This window comes from Lentibacillus sediminis, assembly GCF_002763455.1.
In the GTDB taxonomy this organism is placed as follows: domain Bacteria; phylum Bacillota; class Bacilli; order Bacillales; family Amphibacillaceae; genus Lentibacillus_D; species Lentibacillus_D sediminis_A.
The window spans coordinates 86,128-112,549 of sequence record NZ_NIXK01000006.1 but is presented as its reverse complement, the minus strand read 5'-3'; the positions used below and the strand labels follow the sequence as shown (position 1 = coordinate 112,549).

The window sequence follows — 26,422 nt, the reverse complement described above, 5'->3', positions numbered from 1 at the left end:
TGAAAAACCATCGCTCAGGTATAGCTACAATAATGTAGGCTTGTGTGATTAATTTTAAAAAACAACACAACCAGCGAAGGAAATACATGTAGACTCCTGCGGGAAGAAAAGCTTAGGTGAGACCCCGAAGTGCGCCAGCACAAGAGGGCTCACCAGCTTCCCGCGGAAAGCGGAATGTATTTCCGTAGTGGCAGGAGTTATGTCACAGTTTATAGTGTTAAGTAAGCATTTTTTAGAAAACAGCCTAAATAATTAAGTGTTTCTGCATGTTGCTTTGATTAAGGCCAAACACCGTAAGACTAAAGGAGTTTTATCTATGAACGAACGAATTCTCCGTGTACTGGAATATCATAAAATCATTGACCAGTTGAGTGCGCAGGCAGCTACTACGCTCGGAAAAGCACTCGTATCCCAAGTAAAACCCTCTACCGATGCTAAAGAAGTCATCGAACTGCAGAAGGAAACCGATGAAGCAGCCCAGGTCGTCCGCTTGAATGCAGCGGCACCATTTGGCGGGATTGCCGACATCCGGGCAAGCATTAAACGCAGTGTCATCGGCGGGGTGCTTACGACAGAGGAATGCCTGGACGTTGCCGGCACTATTTACGGCGGGCGCCAGCTGAAATCGTTTGTGGAAAACCTGGAAGAAGAGCGTCCGATCCTTGAGGGACTGGCTGAACGGATTACACCATTAAGAGAGCTGGAGCGCGAGATTAAAAGCTGTATCGATGATCACGGGCATGTCATGGACAGTGCTTCCCAGAAACTGCGCAGCATCCGGTCTTCCATCCGCACGCTGGAAAGCAGGGTGCGCGACCATCTCGACAATTACACGAAAACAAAAGGGAATATGCTGTCTGACGCGATTGTGACGATCCGGAATAACCGCTACGTGCTTCCGGTCAAACAGGAACATCGCGGTTCAATCGGCGGTATTGTCCATGACCAGTCGGCATCGGGACAAACCCTGTTCATGGAACCAAGAGCGGTCGTGGACTTGAATAACCAGCTGCAGGAATCAAAAGGAAAAGAAATCCAGGAAATTGAGCGGATTTTGCGCGATTTAAGCGATCAGATTGCTGGGCAGGAAGCGTTTCTTCAGGAAAATGTTGAAGTTCTTGCAAAAATGGACTTTATGTTTGCCCGTGCCAAATTGGGGCAGACCATGCGGGCGGCCATGCCGAAAATTAATGAAAGAGGGTTCATTAAGCTGGAGCAGGCTCGTCACCCGCTCATCCCTGAGGATGAGGTCGTGCCCAACGATGTAGAAATTGGCGGGAACTATACGGCAATGGTGATTACCGGGCCCAATACCGGCGGGAAGACCGTCACCTTAAAAATGGTGGGTCTCTCTATTCTGATGGCGCAGTCCGGGCTGCAGATTCCTGCCTTGGACGGCTGTGAAATTGCTGTATTTGATCAGGTATTTGCCGATATTGGGGATGAGCAGTCGATTGAACAGAATTTAAGCACCTTTTCTTCACACATGACGAACATCGTTGAGATCCTTAAGCGTGTTGATCATAAGACCTTTGTCATGTTTGATGAACTGGGCGCAGGAACAGATCCGCAGGAAGGCGCTGCCCTGGCGATGTCCATCCTCGATGATGTCATAGCAAGAGGGGCCCGCGTGATCGCAACCACGCATTATCCGGAATTAAAGGCATACGGCTACAACCGCGAACATGTGATAAATGCGTCCGTGGAATTCGATATTGACACACTGAAACCGACATACCGCTTGCTTACCGGCGTACCGGGCAGGAGTAATGCATTTGAAATTTCCCGCCGTCTGGGGCTGGATGAGTCAGTGATCAGCCAGGCGAAAAGCCAAGTAGGTGTCGAATCCAACAAAGTGGAAACCATGATTGCCTCTCTGGAAAAATCCCAGCTGGACGCCCAGAAGGATTATCAAGAGGCCCACGAAAATCTTCTGGAAAGCGAAGAACTGCTCCGTGATCTGGAAAAACAGTGGAAAAAGCTGGAAGATCAACAGGAAGCCTTGTATAAAAAAGCTGAAGAAAAAGCTGACAAAGCGCTGCAGAAAGCGCGGGAAGAAGCAGAGGAAATCGTTGAGGAAATCCGCTCGATGAAAACAAACACCCAGTTGAAAGAACACGAATGGATTGAAGCAAGGAAGATGCTGGAAGAAGCAAGACCGGATCTTTCCGCTAAACGCGGGGATAACAAAGAAAAACCATCCGAAACAGGTGCTTCCAAAGAATTGCGGCCTGGCGATGAAATCAAATTGCTTACGGCAAATCAAAAAGGAACCGTTTTGGAAAAAATCAGTGACAAGGAATACCTGGTGCAAGTCGGCATCATGAAGGTCAAAGTAAAACGGCAAAATCTGCAGGCGCTCGGCAAACAGGAAAAACAGCAGACAGAACGCCAGGTAGCTACTATCAAAGGCTCCGGTTTCCATGTGAAAACTGAACTGGACCTCAGGGGAGAGCGATTTGAGGATGCCCTCGCCCAGTTGGAAAAATATGTGGATGATGCACTGCTGGCCGGTTATTCCAAGGTCTCAATCATTCATGGAAAGGGCACTGGTGCACTCCGAAAAGGCGTTCAGGACTTTGCCAAGCAGCATCCGAGCATCGTCTCTGCCAGACCAGGCGGATCCGGGGAAGGCGGCAGTGGAGTGACTGTCATTGAATTCCGTTAAATAAGAAGAAAGGATGTCGGAGTATATGACCGGTTTCTGGGAAAATATTATCGTATTAACCACAGCCAGGTACAGTATTGTCATTTTATGCACCCTTGTCTTTATGGCCGTGTTCGAACTTGTTACTTCCTATAAAAATTGGACAGAAATCAAAAATGGAAACATGGCGGTGGCGATGGCAACCGGCGGGAAAATCTTCGGCATCACCAATATTTTCCGCTATTCAATTGAGCATAATGACAGCCTGCTGCAAAGCATCGGCTGGGGAACATTTGGGTTTGTGCTGCTTTTGCTCGGCTATTTAATATTTGAATTTTTGACACCAACGATTAACACCGATGAAGAAATCGGTAAAGGAAACCGGGCAGTCGGCCTGATTTCCATGATTATTTCCATTGGTCTGTCGTTTGTAATCGGTGCAAGTATTTTATAGAGGATGTTCAAAAAGTCCGGTAACAATGACACATCGAATTTCTTCGTTGGCTTGGTTCTCCGTTCCTTGGAAAAGAAAACCACTTTTCCTGCGTGCGAAATCGTCTGCTCATGTATCTAAATGCATACATTCCGCTACTCGAACCTGCGCCGCGATCTGAACTTCTCGGTCCTTGTTATCCTCTTTTTTGAACCCACACTTATAGTAGATGTTCACACACGTATAGGGGGAAGAATCATATGCTGGAAACCTTGGCAAAAATAATGATTGCGGTGGCTGTCGTATTTTTGATCGTCGGGGTCGTTTATGTGCTGTAATTTCACCGCCTGGTTTCGGGCGGTTTTTCATCATGTTGAAAAAAATATGCAGAATTAATTCTAAAATATAGAAATTAATGCGTACTATGAGTATAATATAGTACATAAGGAGGGGAAGGAATGGAAATGACGAAAAATTGGCAATCCCTGTACCCGGAAGAAATTCCCACAAGCATCGCATATGACGAGAAGCCGCTGCATGGATTTTTGCAAGAAAGTGCTGAAGCAAACCCGGAAAAGAAAGCGCTTCATTTTATGGGGAAAGAGCTATCCTATCAGGAACTCTACACCCAGGCAAGGAAAATGGCGCATTATTTACAGGATCTTGGGGTCAAAAAAGGTGACCGTGTGGCCATCATGCTGCCAAACTGCCCACAGGCCGTGATCAGCTATTATGCGATTTTGCTAACCGGTGGTATTGTCGTGCAGACCAACCCGCTGTATAAGGAGCGGGAATTGGAATACCAGATGAAAGATTCCGGAGCTACTGTTCTTATATGTCTTGATATTCTCTTGCCGCGGGTGACCAATGTACGGGACAACACAGAACTGAAGCATGTAATTGTAACCGGTATCAAAGACTATTTGCCGTTTCCGAAAAACCTCATCTATCCGTTCATCCAGAAAAAACAGTACAATATGGTCGTTAAGGTGGAGCAAAGCGAGGAAACGCATGTCTGGCAGCATATGCTGGAACAAACATCACCGGATTACCAAAAAACCGAAGTAAATCCCACGGAAGATCTTGCGTTATTGCAATATACCGGGGGAACGACGGGCTTTCCAAAAGGGGTTATGCTCACCCATTACAACCTCGTGGCCAATGTCCAGATGTCCAAAGCCTGGATGTATAAAATGAACGATGGCGAGCAAACCGTGCTCGGAGTGCTGCCGTTTTTCCATGTGTACGGAATGACAACTGTCATGAACATTGCGATCATGCAAGGATCAAAAATGGTGCTTATGCCGAATTTTGATCCGGAAAAAACGCTGCAGGCTATTCACAAACATAAGCCGACACTGTTTCCGGGTGCCCCAACCATGTATATTGCGCTCTTAAATCATCCGAATCTGGGGAAATATGATCTTTCGTCCATCGAGGCATGCATGAGCGGTTCAGCCCCGCTTCCAAAAGAAGTTCAGGAACAGTTTGAATCCATTACCGGCGGAAAACTGGTTGAAGGGTATGGACTCACGGAAACTTCTCCGGTAACACATGCCAACTTTATCTGGGGAGACCGGGTGAATGGAAGCGTGGGTGTCCCATGGCCGGATACCGATTGCAAAATTGTGGACATGGAAACAGGTGAGGAGGCAGATACCGGAGAAGTTGGCGAGATTGCGGTGAAAGGTCCTCAGGTAATGCGCGGCTACTGGAATAATCAGGAAGAGACCGAGCAGGTGTTAAAAGATGGCTGGTTCCACACGGGAGATATCGGCTACATGGACGAAAAGGGTTATTTCTATATTGTGGACCGGAAAAAAGACATGATTATCGCCAGCGGGTTTAATATTTACCCAAGAGAAGTCGAAGAAGTGATTTACGAGCATGAAAGCGTCCAGGAGGCAGTGGTAGCCGGTGTGCCTGACCCATATCGCGGAGAAACGGTCAAAGCATATATCGTGCTCAAGGAAGGCCATCAGGTGACAGAAGAAGATTTAAATGAATTCTGCAGGAAGCATCTGGCCGTTTATAAAGTACCAAAACTATATGAGTTCCGCAGTGAATTGCCGAAAACAGCAATCGGAAAAATTCTCAGAAGACAGCTGGTTGATGAAGAGAAACAAAAACTGGAGGCCGAGAGCAGTAAAGTCTGATAGGTATTTCCCTTTTGGATGACCCAAATAAACTCAGAAAAACCGGGCGATCAGCCAAGTTTTTCTGTTTCAATCAAATGGACAGGCTTCCGGTTGACAGACAGGAGATGGGCAGGTAGAATAAATTATGAATGAACAATCATTCATAATTTATTGCTCTCTGGACTAAAGGAGAATACCATGAACAGGAATAAACCGAAATATAATCAGATTATCGAAGCGGCAGTCGAGGTCATTGCCGAAAACGGCTATCATGCTTCAAGGGTTTCCAACATCGCCAAGAAAGCAGGAGTGGCGGACGGGACGATTTATCTTTATTTCAAGAACAAGGAAGATATCCTGATTTCCGTCTTTGAAGAAAAAATGGGGCAGTTCATCGGAAGAATCGCTGAGGGGATCAGTGAAAAACAGGGTGCAGATGAGAAATTGCTGACACTGATTGAACTGCACTTCCGCCAGCTTACAGAAAATCATTACCTTGCTATTGTGACACAGCTGGAACTGCGTCAGTCCAAACAGGATTTGCGCCTGGAGATCAACCGTGTATTAAAACCATACTTGGGCGTGATTGATGAAATCATTCGTGAAGGAATCGAATCAAATCTGTTCCGGGACGACCTGAATGTCCGGCTTGTAAGGCAAATGGTATTCGGCACACTGGATGAAGTGGTTACCAACTGGGTAATGAAGGAACGAAGGTATAGCCTTATGGAGCAGGCTTCTGATGTTCATGCTTTATTAACAAGAGGTCTTCTAGTATCATAGATTGTGAGATTAAATATTCTGTGCAAATGGATGAGGAGGAGTATTCTTGGGAAATATCGCATATGAAGTGAAAGGTCAGACTGCCTGTTTGCAGATCCAGAGTCCGCCGGCAAATGCCCTGTCCGAACCGCTTTTTCAAGCACTGGCAAAACGTCTGGACGAAATAGAAGCGGATACAAATGTCAAGGCAGTCATCCTTAGAGGTGAAGGGAAGTTTTTTTCCGCCGGAGCGGATATTAAAGCGTTTTCCAAATTGCAGGAAGCCGCTGACTATCAGGCATTGGCAGAAAGCGGTCAGCAGTTGTTTGACCGGATTGAAAACTTTTCCATTCCGGTGATTGCTTCCATTCACGGTGCTGCTTTAGGCGGGGGACTGGAGCTGGCGATGGCTTGTCATATCCGGATTGCCGCAGAAACTGCAAAACTCGGCCTGCCGGAACTGACGCTTGGCATTATTCCGGGATTTGCCGGAACGCAGCGGCTGCCGCAATATGTCGGAACAGCCAAAGCATATGAAATGCTGTTGACCGGGGACGCGATTTCAGCGAAGGAAGCCGCAGAACTTGGGCTTGTCAACCGTGTGACCCAAGAAGAAACGCTTGAAGAAGAAACGTGGAAACTGGCAGATAAGATTGCTGAAAAAAGCAGACTGTCCATCAACCGGATTATGCAGCTTGTCCCATATGCAAAAACAGAGCAATTTTCCATTGGTGTGCAGGAAGAAGCAAATGCCTTCGGGGAAATTTTCGGTTCCGAAGATGCAACAGAGGGCGTCCAAGCGTTTATGGAAAAAAGGAAACCTCAATTCCGAGACAGATGATCTAAGGAGGAGAATAAATGAATATCTACGTATTACTGAAAAGAACATTTGACACCGAAGAAAAAATCGATGTTTCCAATGGCCGGATAGAAGATGAGTCAGCGGAATTCATTATTAATCCGTATGACGAGTATGCCGTTGAAGAAGCGATCAACCAACGGGACGCACATGGCGGGGAAGTAACCGTTGTCACCGTCGGGGATGAGGAGTCGGAAAAACAATTGCGTACGGCTTTGGCCATGGGTGCCGATAAAGCAGTGCTGATTAATACCGAAGATGACCTGGAAGATGGGGATCAGTATACCACAGCGAAAATTCTCCATGCCTTCTTTGCTGAAAAAGAAGCGGATCTGATTTTGGCCGGGAACGTAGCGATTGATGAAGCCAGCGGCCAGGTCGGTCCGAGACTGGCAGAAGCACTGGGCATTCCATTTGTAACAACGATCACCAGCCTGAAGATTGAAGACAATACGGTGACGATTGAAAAAGACGTCGAGGGCGATGTGGAAATCGTAGAAACATCGCTGCCCCTTTTGGTTACCTGCCAGCAGGGACTGAACGAACCGCGCTATCCTTCCCTCCCGGGGATTATGAAAGCGAAAAAGAAACCGCTTGAGGAACTGGAGATTGACGACCTGGATCTGGAAGAAGATGACGTGGAACAGAAAACAAAAACGATTGATATTTACCTGCCACCGGAGAAAGAAGCAGGAAGGGTGCTGGAAGGCGATGTCGACGAGCAAGTGAAAGAATTGGTATCTCTCTTAAAAAACGAGAAAAAAGTACTGTAGATCAATTGTAAGGAGAGGAGAAAACAGCATGAGCGAAAAAATAATTGTAATAGGCGAAAATAGAGACGGCACTTTGCGTAATGTCACATTTGAAGCAGTCGCAGCCGCGAAGAAAATCAATCCGGATGCGGAAATTGTCGGTGTAATTTGCGGCGCCGAAGATTTGGCGAACCAGGGACAGGAACTGATTTACTATGGTGCGGACCGTGTGATCACGATTCAGCACGATAACCTGAAAACTTATACATCAGAAGGGTTTGGCCAAGCCGTGCTTGCCGCTGTGAATGAGGAGTCACCGGATGGCATCGTCATGGGCCATACATCAATCGGGAAAGACTTGACTCCCAAACTTGCGGCAAAACTGGACAGCGGCCTGGTTTCCGATGCGGTGGATATAGAGAATGAAGGAGATCAGCCAGCATTTGTCCGTCCGATTTATTCCGGAAAAGCGTTTGAAAAGAAAATTATCACGGATGGGCTGACATTTGTCACGATCCGGCCGAACAACATTCCGCCGTTGGAACGTGATGAATCACGTTCAGGTGATGTAATAGCCAAGGATGTCGATGTGACGGACATTCGCACCATCATCAAAGATGTGATCCGCAAAGCATCCGAAGGCGTGGATCTTTCCGAGGCTAATGTGATTGTTGCAGGCGGACGCGGCGTGAAAAATGCAGATGGTTTCAAGCCGCTGTATGAGCTTGCCGACGTGCTGGGCGGCGCAGTAGGAGCTTCGCGTGGTGCTTGTGATGCAGAATATTGTGATTATGCCCTGCAGATCGGTCAGACCGGGAAAGTGGTAACACCGGATTTATATATCGCTGTCGGCATTTCCGGAGCCATTCAGCATCTTGCCGGGATGTCGAACTCAAAAGTGATTGTCGCAATCAACAAAGATCCGGAAGCCAACATTTTTAACATTGCTGATTATGGCATTGTCGGTGATCTGTTTGACATTATCCCGAAATTGATTGAGGAAATTAAAAGCGTAAAATAAGGCAAGAGATCTGGCACACTGGTGTCGGATCTCTTTTTAGCATGACCTCAGCAGGAACCCGCAGGCTGAACGGTTTTCAACAACAAGCAAAGTATTAGCCAGCATATGCTGGCGGTGATATACTTTGGATTAGATACAATGAAAAGGAGGAAAATCAATGGCTATCAAGAACGTTACGGATCAAAACTTTACAAACGAAACAGCTGAAGGCTTAGTCTTGGCTGATTTTTGGGCACCATGGTGCGGACCTTGCAAAATGATCGCTCCTGTCCTGGAAGAAATAGATGGTGAAATGGAAGATAAAGTGCAAATCGTAAAACTGGATGTCGATGAAAATCAGGAAACAGCCGGTAAACATGGTGTGATGAGCATCCCGACACTGCTCTTGTTTAAAAACGGAGAAGTAGTCGATCAGGTTATCGGTTTCCAGCCAAAAGAAGCCCTGGTTGATTTAATTAACAAACACGCGTAAAACCAGTATAATTGAATGTACGGAATTGACGGTCCCTTGTTGCAGCTTGTAACAAGGGATTATCTTTGGCAGATAAGAAAGTATAATACTTTCTTATCCTGCATAAGTGCAACTAAGGCTTTCGCCATAAAGGCTTGGCGATAAGCCAAGTTTTCTAAACAGCAGGGAAAACAAAGGTTCGCTAGTGGAGCTAACAAGAAGTCACTGCCTTCTGCCGTGCATTCTGAAATAGCAAGCTTGTTTAACAAGGGATGAGAAAAATGAATCAGGCAATACAGGAGAAACTGGCGGTGCTGCCGGCACAGCCAGGATGTTACTTAATGAAAGACAGGCATAATACCGTTATTTATGTGGGGAAATCCAAATTGCTCAGGAACCGGGTTCGCTCTTATTTCAGAGGAGCCAATGACAAGAAAACACAGCGGCTCGTCCAGGAAATCGAGGATTTTGAATACCTTGTCACCTCCTCAGAAATAGAAGCACTCATACTGGAAATGAATCTGATTAAAAAATACGATCCGAAATATAATGTGATGCTGAAAGACGATAAGAGCTATCCCTATATCAAAATCACAGCGGAGAGACACCCGCGTCTCTTGATCACAAGAAGGGTAAAAAAGGACAAAGGAAAATATTTCGGTCCATACCCCAATGTGATTGCAGCGAGGGAAACCAAGAAACTGCTTGACAGGCTTTATCCGCTCCGGAAATGCAAGAATCCGCCGGGAAGACCATGCCTGTATAATGATATGGGACAGTGTCTGGCCTGCAATGAAACGCCGCCGCCACCGGAGCGCTACCGGAAGATCATTCAAAATATCAGTTCTTTTTTGCATGGCGGGTATAAGACAATAAAGAAAGATTTAACGAGAAAAATGCAGGAAGCGAGCGAGCAGCTCAATTTTGAACGGGCAATGGAATTCAGGGATCAGATTCAGCATATTGAGGCAGTCATGGAACAGCAGAAAATGACCCTGAATGACAATGCGGACAGGGATATTTTCGGCTACAGTTATGATAAGGGCTGGATGTGCATTCAGGCGTTCTTTATCCGGCAGGGAAAATTAATCGAAAGGGATGTAGCGATTTTCCCGTTTTTTGATGAAGCGGAGGAGACATTTATCAGTTATATCGGCCGTTTTTATCTGCATCAGCATCATCCCAAGCCAAAACAGATTCTGCTCCCGATCGGCACCAATACGGAACTGGTCCAGGATCTTTTGGAGATTGATGTCCACACGCCTTACCGGGGACGAAAAAAGGAACTGGTGGAGCTGGCTATGAAGAATGCGAAAATTTCTCTGGAGGAAAAGTTCTCCCTGATCGAGCGGGATGAAGCGCGAACCGTTCTCGCCGTGGAGCAGTTGGGGGACATGCTGCAGATTGAGATGCCGCACCGGATCGAGGCTTTTGATAATTCCAATATCCAAGGGACAGATCCTGTATCGGCGATGGTCGTGTTTATCGATGGCAAGCCGAATAAAAAAGAATACCGCAAGTACAAAATTAAAGATGTAGAAGGCCCGGATGATTATGAAACAATGCGTGAGGTGGTTCGCCGCCGCTATACACGGGTACTGAAAGAAAATCTGCCGCTGCCGGATCTGATTATCGTTGATGGCGGGAAAGGACAGATGGGGGCTGCTCAGGACGTGCTGGAAAATGAGCTCGGTCTCAACATTCCTTTATGCGGATTGGCTAAAGATGACAAGCATAAAACGAGTGAATTGCTGTATGGATTTCCGCCAGAGGTCGTTCCTCTGTCAAGAAAGTCGCAGGAATTTTATCTCGTGCAGCGGATCCAGGATGAAGTTCACCGTTTTGCGATCAGCTTTCACCGCCAGCTCCGGGGGAAAAGCCTGTTTCAATCGAAGCTTGATAAAATTCCCGGTGTCGGCCAGCAGCGGAGAAGGCTGCTGCTGACACATTTCAAATCGATCGGTGAGATAAAAAACGCACCGCTCACGGAAATTACCAAACTGGGCATTCCGAAAAACACAGCGGAAACCATTCTGAGTCATTTGCAGGAAGAAGAACAGAAAGAGGACAAATAAGCTGCAATCCTGTTCGCCAGGGATTGCAGCTTTGTTTTTTGGAAGAATGTTTTTTACCAAAATCTATAAAATAAGACGTAACCTGCCGCTGCGGAAATACTCTTCGCACCTGCTGAGCGCTGGTGAGCCTCCTCGCGCTGTCTCCGCTTGAGGGGTCTCACCTATGCTTACCATCCCGCAGGAGTCTTCGAGTATTTCCTCCGCTGTTGTTGTGCTTTTTAAAATTAAACAATGCTAAACACTTTGTTGATGGTTGATTGGAGCGGAGGGCAGTCGACTCCTGCGGGAAAAGCACGAGTCTGAAGACCCCGCAGGAAGTGGTTTTCTTCCGAGGAGGCTGAAGCCGTGCCCGCGGAAAGCGGCTGCCCGCAGCGGAAATTAACAAGCACTTATGTCGGAATTTATAGGTATATATAGTTAATCAGTATAAATCACAGAAAACTCAATCTGGCCGATTCGGCGGTTGGTAGTCTCGGTGCATTCGCAATCGGTCTGTTTCATTGTCTGGACAGCTTCAGCCAGAAAACCTGCCTCCAAGCGGAATTCCGTGTCAAACGGGGATTCCAAGCGGCGCACGACAGCATCCGACATGAGCTGAAAGACGAGTTCTTTCCGTTTTTCTTTGACCAGCTCCAGTTTGCCCCAGCCGAATACGTCAAAAGCAGAAACGATTTCTTCCATGGAGTTGATATCTATTTTTCTGGCGAGGTTTCTTCCCATAAAGTAAAGGATGGAAGAAGACTCATCACCCAGAAGCTCGGGGAGGCAAAGATGCCGCAGTATATCATAGCCTGCCCCATCTGTATGTAATTCGGCAAATTCTGAGATGGTGAATATTGATTGTTTTTGTGGCACGGATGTCATCCTTTCAAAAGCAGAAGAGCTGAATCGCTCTACTTATCTGTTAGTCACATTATCTATTTATTTGCGCACAAGTGCAAGTCTCTCTTTCAGATTATCGCGGAAAAACCTGTCTAAGCTGTCGCAAAATATTCAAAGATGAAATCCTTTTCTTGACGCTACATTTAGTTAGAAGTACAATAAATATGTTAGAAATTGTACATAATACGCGAATAAAGAAAGTGAGCTTTATTCTGTCTGGTGTACAAATGTACAAAAAAAATCCATCGCAGATCAAACTAAGGGGGGTAACACATGGCAGAACACCGTGATTTTTTCTACAGGAGATTACATTCCCTGCTGGGCGTCGTGCCAATTGGGATATTTTTGGTTCAGCACTTGGTGGTGAATCATTTTGCTGTGTACGGTGAAGAAAGTTTTAATACGGCAGCAGGTTTTATGCATGATTTACCATTTCGACTCATGCTGGAAATATTTGTGATTTACCTGCCGCTCCTGTTTCACGCAATTTTGGGTGTTTATATTGTATTTACCGCGAGAAACAACGTAAAAAACTATGGGTATTTTCGCAACTGGATGTTCCGTTTTCAGCGAACTAGCGGCGTTATTACGCTTGTTTTCCTTGCATGGCATGTTTTTGAAACGCGCGTGCAAATTGGGCTTGGCAATGCCGATCTGGATTACAGCCTGATGGAAGGCATCCTGACCAATCCATTTATGTTCTGGTTCTATGTTGTCGGCGTTATCGCAGCCATTTTTCACTTCGCAAACGGGCTGTGGAGCTTTTTGGTGACATGGGGCTTTGCACAGTCGCCAAAATCGCAAAAAATTGTTACATACGCAACGGTTCTTGTTTTTCTTGGTCTCAGCTACGTTGGGATTAGAACATTAATTACATTTGCATACGGTGTTTAATTCGGCAGATAAGAAACTTTCTTATTCTGCAAGCGTTACGAAGCTTGCTAGACTAACGTTTTCTAAGTAAAAAAGGAGTGAGCAATATGAGCAATCGCAAAGTCGCAATTGTCGGCGGAGGGCTTGCCGGACTGATGGCAGCCATTAAAGCTGCTGAGGCAGGAGTCAAGGTAGATCTGTTTTCCATCGTGCCTGTAAAACGCTCTCACTCTGTGTGCGCCCAAGGCGGAATTAATGGTGCAGTAAATACCATGGGGGAAGGGGATTCTCCTTACCTCCATTTTGATGATACGGTGTACGGCGGGGACTTTTTGGCCAATCAGCCGCCGGTCCAAGCAATGACAGAGGCAGCTCCCAGCATTATTCATATGCTTGACCGCATGGGCGTCATGTTTAACCGCACACCCGAAGGCCTGCTGCACTTCCGCAGGTTTGGCGGGACGCAGGTTCACCGCACTGCCTATGCCGGGGCGACTACAGGGCAGCAGCTGCTATATGCACTGGATGACCAGGTTCGCCGCTTTGAGGTAGAGGGTCTTGTGACCAAGTATGAGAGCTGGGAATTTATAGGTGCAGTTATTGATGATGAGGGCATCGGAAGAGGAATTGTTGCCCAGGATATCAAAACCCACGAAATCAAATCTTTCCCATCGGACGCGGTGATTATGGCCACCGGCGGACCGGGGATTATTTTCGGAAAATCAACCAATTCCATGATTAATACCGGCGCTGCGGCGAGTATTTTATACCAGCAGGGTGCCAAATATGCCAATGGTGAATTTATCCAGATTCACCCAACAGCCATTCCTGGTGATGACAAACTGCGCCTGATGAGTGAATCAGCAAGAGGGGAAGGCGGCAGGGTCTGGACCTATAAAGACGGAGAGCCATGGTATTTCCTTGAAGAGAAATACCCGGCATACGGAAATCTCGTGCCGCGTGATATTGCCACACGTGAAATTTTTGATGTGTGCGTGAATCAGAAGCTCGGCATCAATGGCGAGAATATGGTCTACCTTGACCTGTCCCATAAAGATCCGAAAGAGCTGGATGTTAAGCTCGGCGGGATCATTGAAATCTATGAAAAATTCGTCGGTGAAGATCCGCGTAAAGTACCGATGAAAATCTTCCCTGCGGTGCATTACTCCATGGGCGGTCTATGGGTCGACTATGATCAGATGACCAACATTCCGGGAATTTTTGCGGCAGGTGAGTGTGAGTATTCCCAGCATGGTGCGAACCGTCTTGGAGCTAATTCATTGCTGTCCGCGATCTATGGCGGATCGGTAGCCGGACCAAGTGCAATTAAATACATCGATGGGCTTGATAAGCACGCAGACGATATGCCGTCCGAGCTATTTGACGGGCGAGTAAAAGAGGAAGAAGAAAAGTTCGAAGCAATGATGCAAATGAAAGGCGAAGAAAATGCCTACCGGCTGCATAAAGAGCTTGGGGAATGGATGACCGACAATGTGACCGTGGTTCGGGATAATGAAAAATTGCTGAAAACGGATGAAAAGATTCAGGAGCTGCTCAAGCGCTGGGACAGCATTAATATTAACGATACTTCCCGCTGGCACAACCAGGGTGTTATGTTTACCCGTCAATTGAAACATATGCTTCATCTGGCACGGGTCATCACCATGGGGGCTTATAACCGGAACGAAAGCCGCGGGGCACATTACAAACCGGAATTTCCTGACCGCAATGATGAGGAATTTTTGAAAACAACCATTGCAGCGTATGACAAAGAGAAAAATGCTCCGGTAATCAGTTATGAAGAAGTGGATGTATCACTGATCGAGCCCCGGAAGCGCGACTATACGAAAAAGTAATGAAGGGAGTAAGAATTAATGGCTGACGAACAACAAACCGTGACATTTATTATCACAAGACAAGACAGCCCGGACTCCGCTCCTTATGAAGAGACGTTTCATGTTCCTTACCGCCCGAACATGAATGTCATCTCAGGTTTAATGGCGATACGGGAAAACCCGGTAAATGCCAATGGAGAAAATACGGCACCTGTCTATTGGGACATGAACTGTCTGGAAGAGGTGTGCGGAGCCTGTTCCATGGTTATCAACGGAACAGCTCGCCAATCCTGTGCCACACTGGTAGATAAACTGGAACAGCCGATTCGCCTGGCACCAATGGATACCTTCCCGGTCGTGCGTGATTTAATTGTTGACCGTGAGCGCATGTTTGATGCGTTGAAACAGGTGAAAGCTTGGATCCCGCTGGACGGCACGCATGATCTGGGACCGGGACCTAGAATGCCTGAGAAAAAACGCCAATGGGCTTACGAATTATCGAAATGCATGACTTGCGGCGTTTGTCTGGAAGCTTGTCCGAACGTTAATGATAAATCGGATTTCATTGGACCTGCTGCACTTTCCCAGGTCCGGTTATACAATGCTCATCCAACTGGAGAAATGAATGCGAGCGAGCGTCTGGACGGACTGATGGAGGAAGGCGGCATCGACGGCTGCGGCAATTCGCAGAACTGTGTGCAAGTTTGTCCAAAAGGAATTCCGCTAACGACTTCCATTGCTGCAATGAACCGTGCCACCAATATTCAGGCATTCAAAAACTTCTTTGGAAGTGACAATGCCCATACATCGTAATACGTAACTAAAAGGAAAATGACCCTGCCAGCTAACGGGCGGGGTCATTTTTTTATGAAGAAGAGGTGTTTTAATTGAAATCTGTGAGTTATATTGAAGATCCTGCTGCATGGCGATCCGGCTTCAGCTTTTCTGTCCCGATTAAAATACGTTTTTCGGAAACCGACATGTTAGGTCATGTGAACAATGTATCGCCATTTATCTACTTTGAAGAAGGCCGGATTGAATTTCTGAAATCCATCGGCTTCTGGCAGGAATTTGAACAGGAAAACGGGTTGATTCCGGTGGCTGCTGATATACAATGTGACTACCACAAACAAATGTTTTTTGGGGATGCTGTCCGTCTGTATGTAAAAGTGGCTTACATTGGAACAACGTCTCTGGACATTCATTACATGATCGTTAAGGATCAGGAAGAAATTACGGTGACCGGCCGCGGCCGATTGGTCTGTGTGGATACTAAAACCGGCAAGCCTCAAGCCTTAAGTACGGCGGCAAAAGCAAAACTTCATGAAAGTCATCAAGTCGCAGCGCTAAAAAGATGAAAATATAAAAACCGACTTCGATTAGAAGTCGGTTTTTATTAAAGCTTTAATTCCCCCATGCGAAGGAGCTCTACAACGGCCTGTGACCGGCCTTTGACTCCCAGCTTTTGCATAGCATTTGAAATGTGGTTTCGGACAGTCTTCTCAGATATAAAAAGTTCCTGGGCAATTTCTTTTGTTGTTTTGTCCTGTACTAGATGTTCAAACACTTCTTTTTCCCGCTTCGTTAATAATTGCTTCGGTTTATACTCGTTGTCCTTCAAATGTTAACCCCTCCTTGCTGTCATAGAGCTGCAGATTGAAGGGAAATTATTTAGTCTTTATAGCTTATGAAGAAAGTGCATTTCGGTGCGTGTATTTCCGTGAAATGGATCGGTGTACCGGATTAAAAAGAGGTTCTACAAAAAAACTGACTGGACGGACAGGAAGAAAGGTGCAGTGCTTTTCAACCACAGGGCTTGATTTTTTGCTATAATAAGGGACAGGTTAAAGAAAATTTGGCTTAAGCGCCATGTCTTAGGCGTGCAGCCTTAGTTGCATTTATACAGTTAGAAGTATTTTTATTGTTAAGTACACACCTTTCCTTTCAGGCATACGATGTTACAATAATACACGCAGGATAAATCAAGGGGGATATACGGTTGAACAACGAGGAAGCAGCACCGGCGATTGTGGATGTGGAAAAGAGACTTCGCTACATCTCCGGGATTATTAAACAAAATGGACGAAAAATACTAAACAACTATCCGATCACTTCACCCCAGTTTGTTGCATTGCAATGGCTGCGGGAGGAAGGTGATTTAACAATCGGGGAGCTGTCGAATAAGATCAGCCTTGCCTTCTCAACGACTACCGATCTGGTGGACCGCATGGAACGAAATGAACTGGTGGAACGGGTACGGGACACGAAAGACCGTCGTGTGGTCCGCATCCATGTACTGGAAAAAGGCAAAGTAATTATTGAGGAAGTTGTCAAAAAGCGGCAGGAATATCTAGGTGAAGTATTGGAATCATTTTCCAGTGAACAGAGAGAGATGTTAAGAGAATTACTGGACGTATTGTATAAAGAAATGAAATACGTGCATGAAAAATAACAGCTAAGAAGAGGCGATAGGTTTGGAGCGAGCAATCGGAGTGATTGATTCCGGGGTTGGCGGGCTGACGGTGGCCCATGAATTAATGCGCCAGCTGCCGAAAGAGAAATTAATTTATTTAGGGGATACAGCGAGATGCCCATATGGCCCACGGTCAAAGGAAGAGGTCCGGCAATTTACCTGGGAGATGGTGGACTTTCTTCTGGAAAAAAATATAAAAATGCTGGTGATAGCCTGCAATACGGCTACGGCTTTTACATTGAACGAATTAAAGGAAGAGCTGGATATTCCGGTGATCGGGGTGATTCAGCCGGGTGCCCGTGCCGCGATTAAATTCACGAAAAATAATCATGTCGGCGTGATCGGGACAGAAGGAACGATCCGTAGTGAGGCCTATACTCAGGCATTGAAAGGGATTAAGACCGATATCGAGGTAGCCGGTCTTGCCTGTCCTCTGTTTGTTCCGCTGGTGGAGCAGGGCATCCTGTCCGGCACCCGGGCATTAAACGTTGTGGAAGATACATTAAAGCCAATGAAGCGAAAAACTCGGATGGATACACTGATTCTCGGGTGCACCCACTACCCCTTGCTGAAAGAAACAATTCAAAAGGTGATGGGCGAACAGGTGACAGTCATTTCTTCCAGTGAAGAAACGGCAAGGGAAACAAGCACAATCCTCGATGTGCACAAACTGGCAAACACCGTGGAACAGATTCCCATCCATCAATTTTACACAACAGGTGAACTGGATATTTTTATGCAGATTGCCAAAACCATTTTTGACCGGGAAAAAGCGTTGATGCTGACAATCAAAAAGGCAAAATTAGCCCAAAAACAGGAGATCTGATTGATATCAGGCTCCTGTTTTTTTAATGGGATTAGGTAATGGTATTCATGCTTATTATCTCGCAGTTGATGGAAAATGTGACATAGGCTGCCGCTGCGGAAATACCCCTCGCTTTCCGCGGGAAGCTGCCGAGCCTCCTCGCGCTGTCTCCGCTTGAGGGGTCTCGCCTATGCTTTTCATCCCGCAGGAGTCTCGGGGTATTTCCTCCGCTAAAGTTGTGCTTTTTAAAAGCAATCAATAGTTACCCACTCTGCTGGTAGTGGTTGGGCCTGACGGCAGTCGACTCCTGCGGGAGGAATGGCCTCGATGAGACCCCGCCGTGCGACAGCACAAGGGGGCTCACCAGCCACCCTAAGGTGCGCGTAGTATATTTCCGCAGCGGCGATCATGAAACCCACTGATTTACGTCGCACTTTATAGATTTCCCAACAAAACTCAACCAGCCAACCCAAGTTTTCTTACTTTCTTTGGTCTATTTCTGTTATAGGCTCGTATATATAAAAGTACAAACCATCATAGGGGGGAACGATATGCGTAAGCGCGGATTTCTGCTGGCGGGAACGTTAACTTGTACAATTATATTGGCGGGCTGTTTTCAAGGGGAAGAAACTTTGGAGGACATAGATGCACCGCCTAATGAAGCGGAGGAAGTGGATAGCCTGGAGGAAGTTGGAACAGAGGAAGAGGCCGGAGAAGAAGCAGGGGAAGAAGGTAATGCTGCTGAAACGGTCGCCAGACAATTATATTTGATTGATGCAAATGGAATGGTAGCTTCGCAGACGGTAGAGCTGCCAACTCTCGAATCTAAGGAAGTTGCGACACAAGTAATGGAGCATCTGGTGAAAGGCGGACCAGTTACCAATTTACTGCCAAACGGGTTTCAGGCTGTTTTGCCCGAGGGCACAGAAATTAATGGGTTGAGTTTGCAGGAAGACGGCACCATGATTGTCGATGTCTCCGAGGAATTTAAAAATTACCGGGCAGAAGATGAACTGAAAATCTTGCAAGCGGTCACTCACACCTTGACGCAATTTGACAGTGTAGAAAATGTAAAACTAAGGATTGAAGGTGTGATGCTGGAGGAAATGCCAGTGAACGGAACCCCAATTGGTGACGGTTATTCCAGGGCAAATGGCATTAACCTTACCAATACAGGGGCTGAGGATCTGATGAACGCAACACCGGTCACGATGTATTATCCTGCAGAGCATGAGGAGAACCAGTATTATGTTCCGGTCACCCAGTATGTGGAAGGCTCCAGTGAGGATATCTACCAGTCGGTTGTCCAGTCATTGATTGATGGACCGAGCCTTGACTCCAATTTGACCCAGGTGTTCAGTCAGGAAGTTACCCTGGTCGAGGAACCAACACTAACGGACGGGGTGCTTGAACTGAATTTTAATGATGAAGTGCTGACAGATAGAGAGCAGGCGGTCATTTCCGATGAGGTCATGCAGACACTGGTTCGCACATTGACAGAACAGCGGGCGGTGGAAGCAGTAAGCGTTGAAGTGGAAAACGTAGAGCAGCTTGTCAATGAAAGCGGCGAAGCGTATGAAGAGCCTGTCACCAAACAGGCCCTGGTCCCAACAGGAGAACTTTAACAAAAGAGGCTGGCTGACAGCCTCTTTTTAATTTTGTCCCCTTTCTTATCAAGGGGTATTAACGTGCTTCTTTAGCAAAGAATATGTTAAGCTAATGGATGAAATAAGGAGGAATCTTGATGAACGACAGTCAACGTGCAAGCAATCGTTTGCGAACAATAAATATTACACCAGACTATATCACCCACCCCGAAGGATCCGTATTGATCGAAGTCGGTAATACAAAAGTAATCTGCAATGCCAGTATTGAAGACAGAGTTCCTCCATTTATGCGCGGCCAGGGAAAAGGATGGATTACAGCAGAATATGCCATGCTCCCACGGGCAACAGAACAGCGGAATATCAGAGAATCGTCGAAAGGAAAAGTCAGCGGGAGAACGATGGAGATCCAGCGTCTGATCGGCAGGGCATTGCGCTCGGTAGTGGATCTTGATACGATCGGTGAGCGCACTGTCTGGGTTGATTGTGACGTCATCCAGGCAGACGGCGGAACAAGGACTGCCTCGATTACCGGAGCGTTTGTAGCGGTTGTGCTTGCGTTTGGCAAACTGCTGGAGGCTAAAACGATCTCTAAGATGCCTGTCACTGATTTTCTGAGTGCAGTTTCTGTCGGGGTTTTGCCTGATGGCACGGAAATTCTTGATCTCAATTACCAGGAAGATTCCTCTGCCCATGTGGACATGAATATCGTAATGACCGGTGCAGGTGAATTTGTGGAAATTCAGGGAACCGGAGAAGAAGCGACTTTTTCTCATCAGCAGCTGATCACTATGCTGGAGCTGGCCAGGGAAGGTTTGGATCATATTACCAAAAAGCAGCAGGATGTTCTTGGGGAGCTTGCTGGACGCATCGGAGAAACGGTGGGAAAAGGAGATTCGCTATGAAACAAATTATTATAGCTACGAGAAATCAAGGGAAGGCAAGAGAGTTCAAAGATTTCTTCTCCCCTTTTGGCATCCAGGCGCTATCTTTGCCGGAACTGGAAAAAGATTTGCCGGATGTAGAAGAAATCGGAACGACATTTGAAGAAAATGCGGCATTAAAAGCGGAACAGATAGCTGAAATGCTCAATAAACCAGTACTTGCCGATGATTCGGGGCTTGTGGTGGACGCTTTGGATGGCAGGCCTGGTGTTTATTCGGCCAGGTATGCCGGGAAAGAAAAGAATGATCAGGCCAATATGGAAAAGGTGCTGGAAGAATTGGCGGATGCCCCCAAGGAAAGCCGCACAGCAAGATTTGTATGTGTGCTGGCTATCGCTATACCTGGGGAAGCAACGATTTTTCGAAAAGGAACCTGTGAGGGAAGCATCGCCTTCTCGCCAAGAGGAACAAATGGTTTCGGCTATGATCCGATATTTATACCAAACACATACAGCCAGACATTGGCCGAACTGCCAAAAGAAGAGAAAAACCGGATCAGCCATCGCAGTGATGCAGTGAAACAGCTGAACGATTGGGTGAGCCGTTTGGCAGTAGAGTAGAGGTTATCTTTTTTTAAAGCACCTTAAAAGATGACAGCAAGGAGGATGGCAATGACGAAGGTACTCATTTTAAGCGACAGTCACGGACTCACAGAAGAAGTAACTGCAATTAAAAATCGCCACAGATTAGAATATATGATCCATTGCGGGGATTCCGAACTGGAGATGGATGCCCCGGAATTGCAGGGATTTTTCAAAGTTGGCGGCAATACTGACATGGACACACGATTTCCTAATGAGCAGCGGGTGCAAATCGAAAATCTGACGTTTTTTGTGGTACATGGGCACCTGCATCAGGTGAAAGCTGGTCTTGCCCCCCTTTCTTATCGCGCAGAGGAAGAAGGAGCTAAAGTGGCCTGCTATGGCCATACCCACGTTGCCGGTGTGGAAAAAGTGGGGAACCAGCTATGTATTAACCCTGGAAGCATCCGTCAGCCGCGCAGCCGCCCGGAGAAAACATATGCGATTATCGAATGGGATAACAGCAATCAGGTGGACGTTACTTTTTATACGACAGATGGGGAACCGGTTGAGGATCTGCATTACCGCGGCACCTTGTAATGAAACTGTTTGATAGTTTCTAAAAAGCTTGGATTTTTGGTCACCAAGCTTTTTAGAGTCTGGCTGATAAAAAAAGATTGACAAAACCTCTGAGGTTGCATATAATAATTTTTGTCCGCTTAAAAGACGCACAACTAATTTTCATTTTGATGCAGCACCACATGCGGGTGTAGTTTAGTGGTAAAACCTCAGCCTTCCAAGCTGATGATGTGGGTTCGATTCCCATCACCCGCTCCATACATAACCTTTATGTCCCAGTAGCTCAGCAGGATAGAGCAACAGCCTTCTAAGCTGTGGGTCGCAGGTTCGAATCCTGCCTGGGACGTCCAGCAAACAAAAGGAGCCAATCGTTCTGCGATTGGTTCCTTTTTCATATACCACTACCATTGTAAAAACGTGTTTACCAAGAATTATATTAGGGAATGGATAAAATATTGCTATCTGCGATTTAGAAGGGGGTGAATAAATGGAAAAACAGGATACCAGCGGAAATGTCATTCTTTTCCCTAAATGGAAAGACACACTGGAAGAAGAAAGTTTGCAAGCGTTGAAAGAAAAACGATATGAAGAAGCATTGACAAAATTAAACAAATTAATCAGCTATCAGGCAGAGAGTTATGAAATTATTGTAGGCAAGATGATGTGCTTAATGGAGCTTGGGTATTACCAGGAGGCGCAGGATATCTGTGAACTGGAGATGCAGAAAAAAGATGAGCACTATTACCATTTTATACATATGTATGTGACCATCTTGTTTCAGACACATCAGTATGACCTGCTGCTGGAACAAGCAGGTTATGAATTGGCCTCAGACAGCCTGCCTCCGGAGCTAAGGGAGCAGCTGCAGCAGCTTTATCACCTGAGTGAAAACATGAGAAATGATATTGCAGAGAAAGAAAATCAAGCATACTTGGCAGATTTTCAAGAGGCCGTAAAAAAAATGGATCACAGGAAGCAGTGGCGTCTCGTGGAGAATCTGCGAAAACGAAAAGAGACTCCACCGGCAGAAATGGCCGATTGCCTGATTAGCAGCGATATTCATCCTGTAACAAAAACAGCAATTTTTAACTGGTTGAAGAACAGCGGGAGCATAGCAGAGACTTCTGTACATAAAATGGATCAGTATTTGAGCATAACACCTGCCTCGGCCCCGGATCTTTGGGACAATGAAACAAATCGGCAGATTCTTGCTCACATCAGTTTATGGGAGCAGGAAAACCCAACCCTGTTTCAATTAATGGAGAAATTGCTGTACCGTTATACATATGTGTTTTACCCGATTCTGCCGCCTGCCGGGGATGCAGAGAAAATAGCCGAGGCGCTCGCCCAGATTGCAGCAGCATACATGAATTTATATACAACTGTAACAGAGACAAACGACCCTTCCGTCGGCAGCTATATGGAAACTATCCAATTATGTGAAGCGCTGTACCTGGGTATAATAGAAGATTAACAGGCGAATACCGCAAATGCTTGAAGAAAAGAGCAAGTATGTTATAATGAGATGGTTGTAAATTTGCATATTTACTAAGAACGTGACAAATGAAAGGGAAACAATAGATTTTGGAGGGAATAGTTATGACAGCAAAATGGGAAAAGCAAGAAGGCAATCAAGGAGTTCTGACCTTTGAAATCCCGCCGGAGGAATTTGAGCAGGCACTAGACCGTGCGTTCAAAAAAGTATCCAAAGATGTACAGATTCCCGGCTTCCGCAAAGGGAAAATTCCGCGCAAGATCTTTGAAAGCCGTTTTGGTGCGGAATCACTTTATCAGGATGCTATTGATATGATTCTTCAGCCGGCTTACCGGAATGCGATTCAAGAAACCGGTATTGAGCCAATTGAGCAGCCTGAGGTGGATATTGAAAACATCGAACGGGGCGAGCCGCTTGTATTCACTGCGGAAGTGCAAGTGAAGCCGGAAGTGACCCTTGGTGAATATAAAGGGCTGGAAGTGGAAGAGGAATCTACGGAAGTAACCGATGAAGAAGTCGAAGAAACGCTGGAGAACCTGCGTCAGGAGCAAGCAGAACTGGTTGTCAGAGAAGAAGGCACGGTAGAAGAAGGCGACACGGTTGTCATGGACTTTGAAGGCTTCTCAGGTGGAGAAGCGTTTGAAGGCGGCAAGGGAGAAAATCACTCCCTGGAAATCGGCTCCGGCCAGTTTATCCCTGGGTTTGAAGAGAAGCTGATCGGCAAAGAAGTGGATGCTGATACAGAAATCGAAGTTACTTTCCCGGAAGAATATCATGCCGAGGATCTTGCCGGCAAAGACGCCGTTTTCAAAGTGAAAATCCATGAAGTAAAATACAAGGAACTGCCGGAATTGGACGATGAGTTTGCAAAAGATGTCGATGAAGAGGCAGAAACCCTTGACGAACTGAAAACGAAGAAAAAAGAAGAATTGGAATCACAAAAGAAACAGGAAGCGGAAAACCAAAAACGGGAGAGCCTCGTGAATCAAGCTTCCGAAAACGCAGAAGTGGATATTCCGGAAGTGATGGTCGATACGGAACTGGATCGTATGGTGCAGGAATTCGAACAGCGTCTGCAAGCGCAGGGGATGACCATGGAAATGTATGAGCAGTTCTCCGGACAGGACAAAAATGCATTAAAAGAACAAATGAAAGATGATGCGGAAAAACGCGTGAAAACCAACCTGACACTGGAGGCAATCGTCGAGGCGGAAAATCTCGAAGTATCTGATGAAGCAGTCGATCAGGAACTGGAGAATATGGCTGCGATGTATGGAGCAGAAAAAGAGCAGCTGGTACAAATGCTTGGCGGGAACACCGACATGCTGAAAGATGACCTGAAATTCAAAACAGCAATTGATTTTCTGGAAGAACAAAGCAAAGTTGTCTCCTAAACAATTCGTCAATTGAATAAGGAGCAAGAGCAAGGTGCGGGGGCCCTCCGCACCTTGTTTCCATATTTCTGCAGAAAAAAACTGCTGGCATAACGATTTTATTTACGTATGTAACATATAGTATTAAGAATGCAGCTTTATCTATCCATCAGCTGGTGAAGTTGACCCTGAAAGTATATTGTTTTGTTTTTTAAATTTCATCTGATATGATGACTATAAGTTAGAATCCTAAAGATAAAGTGATGGGAACAGGTATAAACATTTAGGGGTGAAAATGAATGTTCAAATTTAATGAAGAAAAAGGACAGTTAAAATGTTCTTTCTGTGGAAAGAGTCAAGAACAAGTTCGCAAGCTGGTTGCCGGACCAGGTGTATATATATGTGATGAATGCATTGAGCTTTGTACAGAGATCGTGGAGGAAGAACTTGGCACAGAGGAAGAAACCGAGCTGACGGAACTCCCAAAGCCGAAAGAGATCATGGAAACGCTGGATGATTATGTCATCGGCCAGGATAATGCAAAGAAGAATCTGTCGGTAGCTGTATACAATCACTATAAGCGGGTCAACACGCAAAGAAATACGGATGATGTGGAAATATCAAAAAGTAATATAGCAATGCTTGGGCCGACCGGAAGCGGGAAGACGCTGCTTGCCCAAACGCTTGCACGCATTATCAATGTACCATTTGCTATGGCGGATGCGACTTCACTGACCGAAGCTGGCTATGTCGGCGAGGATGTGGAGAACATTCTGCTTAAATTGATCCAGGCAGCGGATTATGATGTGGAAAAAGCGGAAAAAGGCATTATCTATATTGATGAAATTGATAAAGTTGCGCGTAAGTCGGAGAACCCGTCGATCACCAGAGACGTTTCCGGCGAGGGGGTTCAGCAGGCGCTTCTGAAAATTATTGAAGGAACCGTAGCCAGTGTCCCTCCACAAGGCGGGAGAAAACATCCGCATCAGGAATTTATTCAAATCGATACAACGAACATCCTGTTTATCGTAGGCGGAGCTTTCGACGGCATCGATCAAGTAATCAAACGCCGTCTTGGTGAAAAAGTCATCGGTTTTGGTGCAGACGTTGAACAGCAAAATATGAAGCCGGCGGAATTGCTGCAGAAAGTATTGCCGGAGGATCTGCTGCGCTATGGACTGATTCCGGAATTCATCGGAAGGGTCCCGATTGTGGCGAGCCTGGAGCCATTGGATGAAGATGCTCTGGTGCAAATTTTGACCCAGCCGAAAAATGCGTTGGTAAAACAGTATGAAAAGCTGTTCCAAATGGATGATGTAGAATTGGAATTCGAAGAGGATGCGCTCACAGCCATTGCCCATAAAGCGATCGAGCGGAAAACCGGTGCACGGGGACTGCGCTCGATTATCGAGGGGATTATGCTTGATGTGATGTTTGAACTGCCATCCAGAGAAGATATTGACCAGTGCATTATCACACAAGATACCGTGGAAGACGAAGATGGCAGTCCGAAGCTCATCTTCACAGACGGAACGGTGAGAAAAGGAACCAAAACATTTCCGAAAGAAAGTGCTTAAGCGACAGCAGTAAATTGCACGGCAAATTTTTCATTAAAGACTGACTTGGGTTTGTATCCTGCCATGGCTCCGGGTCATGGCAGGGGAGACGTGAGTCAGTCTTTTGATATTTGTTGGGAAAAATAAGTCAGTGAAACTTTAAGCCGCAAATCCAATAAGTAATTCTACATAGAAAAGGCAATACTAACCCTGACTGCCAGCTATTAATTTTTTTCTTATAGGCAAAACTGCGCTCCACAAGCGCGGCTAAGCCAAGATTTCTTTACAAACGCCCGGAATTTATATAAACTTTAATGGCAGAATAGGAAAAATTCACCAAGAGG

Annotated in this window: 24 protein-coding genes and 2 tRNA genes; 24 read left to right on the top strand and 2 right to left on the bottom strand. The window is 46.2% G+C overall.

Annotated features, from left to right (window positions below):
• Positions 1–316 precede the first annotated feature (316 nt).
• The 9 genes from CEG13_RS11300 (at position 317) to uvrC (ending at position 11,138) form a co-directional block, all read left to right on the top strand.
• Positions 317–2,668, top strand: a complete 2,352-nt coding sequence (locus tag CEG13_RS11300; protein WP_100011994.1) for an endonuclease MutS2 — start codon at positions 317–319, stop codon at positions 2,666–2,668.
• Positions 2,669–2,693: 25 nt separating this feature from the next.
• Positions 2,694–3,101, top strand: a complete 408-nt coding sequence (locus tag CEG13_RS11295) for a DUF350 domain-containing protein (protein WP_100011993.1) — start codon at positions 2,694–2,696, stop codon at positions 3,099–3,101.
• Positions 3,102–3,538: 437 nt separating this feature from the next.
• Positions 3,539–5,236: a long-chain-fatty-acid--CoA ligase gene (locus CEG13_RS11290; RefSeq protein WP_100011992.1), complete on the top strand. Its 1,698-nt coding sequence runs from the start codon at positions 3,539–3,541 to the stop codon at positions 5,234–5,236.
• A gap of 180 nt (positions 5,237–5,416) precedes the next feature.
• Positions 5,417–6,001 (top strand): TetR/AcrR family transcriptional regulator, encoded by a 585-nt coding sequence (locus tag CEG13_RS11285; RefSeq protein WP_100011991.1) that lies wholly within the window; start codon positions 5,417–5,419, stop codon positions 5,999–6,001.
• Positions 6,002–6,047: 46 nt separating this feature from the next.
• Complete coding sequence (locus tag CEG13_RS11280; RefSeq protein WP_100011990.1) at positions 6,048–6,821, top strand: enoyl-CoA hydratase; 774 nt, start codon at positions 6,048–6,050, stop codon at positions 6,819–6,821.
• Positions 6,822–6,838: 17 nt separating this feature from the next.
• A complete protein-coding gene (locus CEG13_RS11275; RefSeq protein ID WP_100011989.1) occupies positions 6,839–7,612 on the top strand; it encodes an electron transfer flavoprotein subunit beta/FixA family protein in 774 nt (257 codons plus the stop codon).
• Between the two features lie 28 nt (positions 7,613–7,640).
• Entirely contained in the window at positions 7,641–8,612 is a 972-nt protein-coding gene (locus CEG13_RS11270) for an electron transfer flavoprotein subunit alpha/FixB family protein (protein WP_100011988.1), read from the top strand.
• 157 nt (positions 8,613–8,769) lie between these two features.
• Complete coding sequence (gene trxA, locus CEG13_RS11265; protein ID WP_100011987.1) at positions 8,770–9,084, top strand: thioredoxin; 315 nt, start codon at positions 8,770–8,772, stop codon at positions 9,082–9,084.
• A gap of 260 nt (positions 9,085–9,344) precedes the next feature.
• Positions 9,345–11,138 (top strand): excinuclease ABC subunit UvrC, encoded by a 1,794-nt coding sequence (uvrC, locus tag CEG13_RS11260; RefSeq protein WP_100011986.1) that lies wholly within the window; start codon positions 9,345–9,347, stop codon positions 11,136–11,138.
• Positions 11,139–11,555: 417 nt separating this feature from the next.
• Here the strand turns inward: uvrC and CEG13_RS11255 are convergent, their stop codons facing one another.
• A complete protein-coding gene (locus CEG13_RS11255; RefSeq protein WP_100011985.1) occupies positions 11,556–12,002 on the bottom strand; it encodes a YslB family protein in 447 nt (148 codons plus the stop codon).
• Positions 12,003–12,293: 291 nt separating this feature from the next.
• Here CEG13_RS11255 and CEG13_RS11250 point away from each other — a divergent pair, with 291 nt between their 5' ends.
• From CEG13_RS11250 to CEG13_RS11235, 4 genes are all read left to right on the top strand, one after another.
• Complete coding sequence (locus CEG13_RS11250; protein WP_100011984.1) at positions 12,294–12,914, top strand: succinate dehydrogenase cytochrome b558 subunit; 621 nt, start codon at positions 12,294–12,296, stop codon at positions 12,912–12,914.
• Between the two features lie 86 nt (positions 12,915–13,000).
• The gene (sdhA, locus tag CEG13_RS11245) at positions 13,001–14,749 is read left to right on the top strand and encodes a succinate dehydrogenase flavoprotein subunit (RefSeq protein WP_100011983.1); all 1,749 of its coding nucleotides are present in this window, start codon (positions 13,001–13,003) and stop codon (positions 14,747–14,749) included.
• 18 nt (positions 14,750–14,767) lie between these two features.
• Positions 14,768–15,541: a succinate dehydrogenase iron-sulfur subunit gene (gene sdhB, locus CEG13_RS11240; protein WP_100011982.1), complete on the top strand. Its 774-nt coding sequence runs from the start codon at positions 14,768–14,770 to the stop codon at positions 15,539–15,541.
• A gap of 83 nt (positions 15,542–15,624) precedes the next feature.
• Positions 15,625–16,086, top strand: a complete 462-nt coding sequence (locus CEG13_RS11235) for an acyl-CoA thioesterase (RefSeq protein WP_338033011.1) — start codon at positions 15,625–15,627, stop codon at positions 16,084–16,086.
• 38 nt (positions 16,087–16,124) lie between these two features.
• On the opposite strand, the gene CEG13_RS11230 is transcribed toward CEG13_RS11235, so the two are convergent.
• Entirely contained in the window at positions 16,125–16,349 is a 225-nt protein-coding gene (locus CEG13_RS11230; RefSeq protein WP_092492397.1) for a helix-turn-helix domain-containing protein, read from the bottom strand.
• A 378-nt stretch (positions 16,350–16,727) separates the two neighbouring features.
• Between CEG13_RS11230 and CEG13_RS11225 the strand changes: the two genes are divergently transcribed.
• The 11 genes from CEG13_RS11225 (at position 16,728) to clpX (ending at position 26,099) form a co-directional block, all read left to right on the top strand.
• Complete coding sequence (locus tag CEG13_RS11225; RefSeq protein WP_100011980.1) at positions 16,728–17,180, top strand: MarR family winged helix-turn-helix transcriptional regulator; 453 nt, start codon at positions 16,728–16,730, stop codon at positions 17,178–17,180.
• A gap of 22 nt (positions 17,181–17,202) precedes the next feature.
• The gene (gene racE / locus CEG13_RS11220) at positions 17,203–18,027 is read left to right on the top strand and encodes a glutamate racemase (protein WP_100011979.1); all 825 of its coding nucleotides are present in this window, start codon (positions 17,203–17,205) and stop codon (positions 18,025–18,027) included.
• A gap of 530 nt (positions 18,028–18,557) precedes the next feature.
• Entirely contained in the window at positions 18,558–19,631 is a 1,074-nt protein-coding gene (locus CEG13_RS11215; RefSeq protein ID WP_100011978.1) for a GerMN domain-containing protein, read from the top strand.
• A gap of 119 nt (positions 19,632–19,750) precedes the next feature.
• Positions 19,751–20,515 carry a ribonuclease PH gene (rph, locus tag CEG13_RS11210; RefSeq protein WP_100011977.1) on the top strand — a complete coding sequence of 255 codons (765 nt, stop codon included), beginning with the start codon at positions 19,751–19,753 and terminating at the stop codon, positions 20,513–20,515.
• Positions 20,512–21,114, top strand: coding sequence for an XTP/dITP diphosphatase (locus CEG13_RS11205; RefSeq protein ID WP_100011976.1), 603 nt, complete (start codon positions 20,512–20,514; stop codon positions 21,112–21,114). The genes rph and CEG13_RS11205 overlap by 4 nt, the downstream gene beginning before the upstream one ends.
• A 51-nt stretch (positions 21,115–21,165) precedes the next feature.
• On the top strand, positions 21,166–21,675 hold the full coding sequence (locus CEG13_RS11200) for a YfcE family phosphodiesterase (protein ID WP_100011975.1): 510 nt from the start codon (positions 21,166–21,168) through the stop codon (positions 21,673–21,675).
• A 163-nt stretch (positions 21,676–21,838) separates the two neighbouring features.
• A tRNA-Gly gene (locus CEG13_RS11195) sits at positions 21,839–21,912 on the top strand.
• A gap of 14 nt (positions 21,913–21,926) precedes the next feature.
• Positions 21,927–22,000, top strand: a tRNA-Arg gene (locus tag CEG13_RS11190).
• 141 nt (positions 22,001–22,141) lie between these two features.
• On the top strand, positions 22,142–23,128 hold the full coding sequence (locus CEG13_RS11185; protein WP_100011974.1) for a tetratricopeptide repeat protein: 987 nt from the start codon (positions 22,142–22,144) through the stop codon (positions 23,126–23,128).
• 125 nt (positions 23,129–23,253) lie between these two features.
• Complete coding sequence (tig, locus tag CEG13_RS11180; protein ID WP_100011973.1) at positions 23,254–24,543, top strand: trigger factor; 1,290 nt, start codon at positions 23,254–23,256, stop codon at positions 24,541–24,543.
• Between the two features lie 278 nt (positions 24,544–24,821).
• Positions 24,822–26,099: an ATP-dependent protease ATP-binding subunit ClpX gene (gene clpX, locus CEG13_RS11175; protein WP_100011972.1), complete on the top strand. Its 1,278-nt coding sequence runs from the start codon at positions 24,822–24,824 to the stop codon at positions 26,097–26,099.
• Positions 26,100–26,422 lie beyond the last annotated feature (323 nt).

What these genes read in the sequence shown, in the direction of transcription:
- CEG13_RS11300 (WP_100011994.1), top strand. Translation starts at nt 317, where the DNA reads ATGAACGAACGAATTCTCCGTGTACTGGAATATCATAAAATCATTGAC.
- CEG13_RS11295 (WP_100011993.1), top strand. Translation starts at nt 2,694, where the DNA reads ATGACCGGTTTCTGGGAAAATATTATCGTATTAACCACAGCCAGGTAC.
- CEG13_RS11290 (WP_100011992.1), top strand. Translation starts at nt 3,539, where the DNA reads ATGGAAATGACGAAAAATTGGCAATCCCTGTACCCGGAAGAAATTCCC.
- CEG13_RS11285 (WP_100011991.1), top strand. Translation starts at nt 5,417, where the DNA reads ATGAACAGGAATAAACCGAAATATAATCAGATTATCGAAGCGGCAGTC.
- CEG13_RS11275 (WP_100011989.1), top strand. Translation starts at nt 6,839, where the DNA reads ATGAATATCTACGTATTACTGAAAAGAACATTTGACACCGAAGAAAAA.
- CEG13_RS11270 (WP_100011988.1), top strand. Translation starts at nt 7,641, where the DNA reads ATGAGCGAAAAAATAATTGTAATAGGCGAAAATAGAGACGGCACTTTG.
- trxA (WP_100011987.1), top strand. Translation starts at nt 8,770, where the DNA reads ATGGCTATCAAGAACGTTACGGATCAAAACTTTACAAACGAAACAGCT.
- uvrC (WP_100011986.1), top strand. Translation starts at nt 9,345, where the DNA reads ATGAATCAGGCAATACAGGAGAAACTGGCGGTGCTGCCGGCACAGCCA.
- CEG13_RS11255 (WP_100011985.1), bottom strand. Translation starts at nt 12,002, where the DNA reads ATGACATCCGTGCCACAAAAACAATCAATATTCACCATCTCAGAATTT.
- CEG13_RS11250 (WP_100011984.1), top strand. Translation starts at nt 12,294, where the DNA reads ATGGCAGAACACCGTGATTTTTTCTACAGGAGATTACATTCCCTGCTG.
- sdhA (WP_100011983.1), top strand. Translation starts at nt 13,001, where the DNA reads ATGAGCAATCGCAAAGTCGCAATTGTCGGCGGAGGGCTTGCCGGACTG.
- sdhB (WP_100011982.1), top strand. Translation starts at nt 14,768, where the DNA reads ATGGCTGACGAACAACAAACCGTGACATTTATTATCACAAGACAAGAC.
- CEG13_RS11215 (WP_100011978.1), top strand. Translation starts at nt 18,558, where the DNA reads ATGCGTAAGCGCGGATTTCTGCTGGCGGGAACGTTAACTTGTACAATT.
- rph (WP_100011977.1), top strand. Translation starts at nt 19,751, where the DNA reads ATGAACGACAGTCAACGTGCAAGCAATCGTTTGCGAACAATAAATATT.
- CEG13_RS11205 (WP_100011976.1), top strand. Translation starts at nt 20,512, where the DNA reads ATGAAACAAATTATTATAGCTACGAGAAATCAAGGGAAGGCAAGAGAG.
- CEG13_RS11200 (WP_100011975.1), top strand. Translation starts at nt 21,166, where the DNA reads ATGACGAAGGTACTCATTTTAAGCGACAGTCACGGACTCACAGAAGAA.
- CEG13_RS11185 (WP_100011974.1), top strand. Translation starts at nt 22,142, where the DNA reads ATGGAAAAACAGGATACCAGCGGAAATGTCATTCTTTTCCCTAAATGG.
- tig (WP_100011973.1), top strand. Translation starts at nt 23,254, where the DNA reads ATGACAGCAAAATGGGAAAAGCAAGAAGGCAATCAAGGAGTTCTGACC.
- clpX (WP_100011972.1), top strand. Translation starts at nt 24,822, where the DNA reads ATGTTCAAATTTAATGAAGAAAAAGGACAGTTAAAATGTTCTTTCTGT.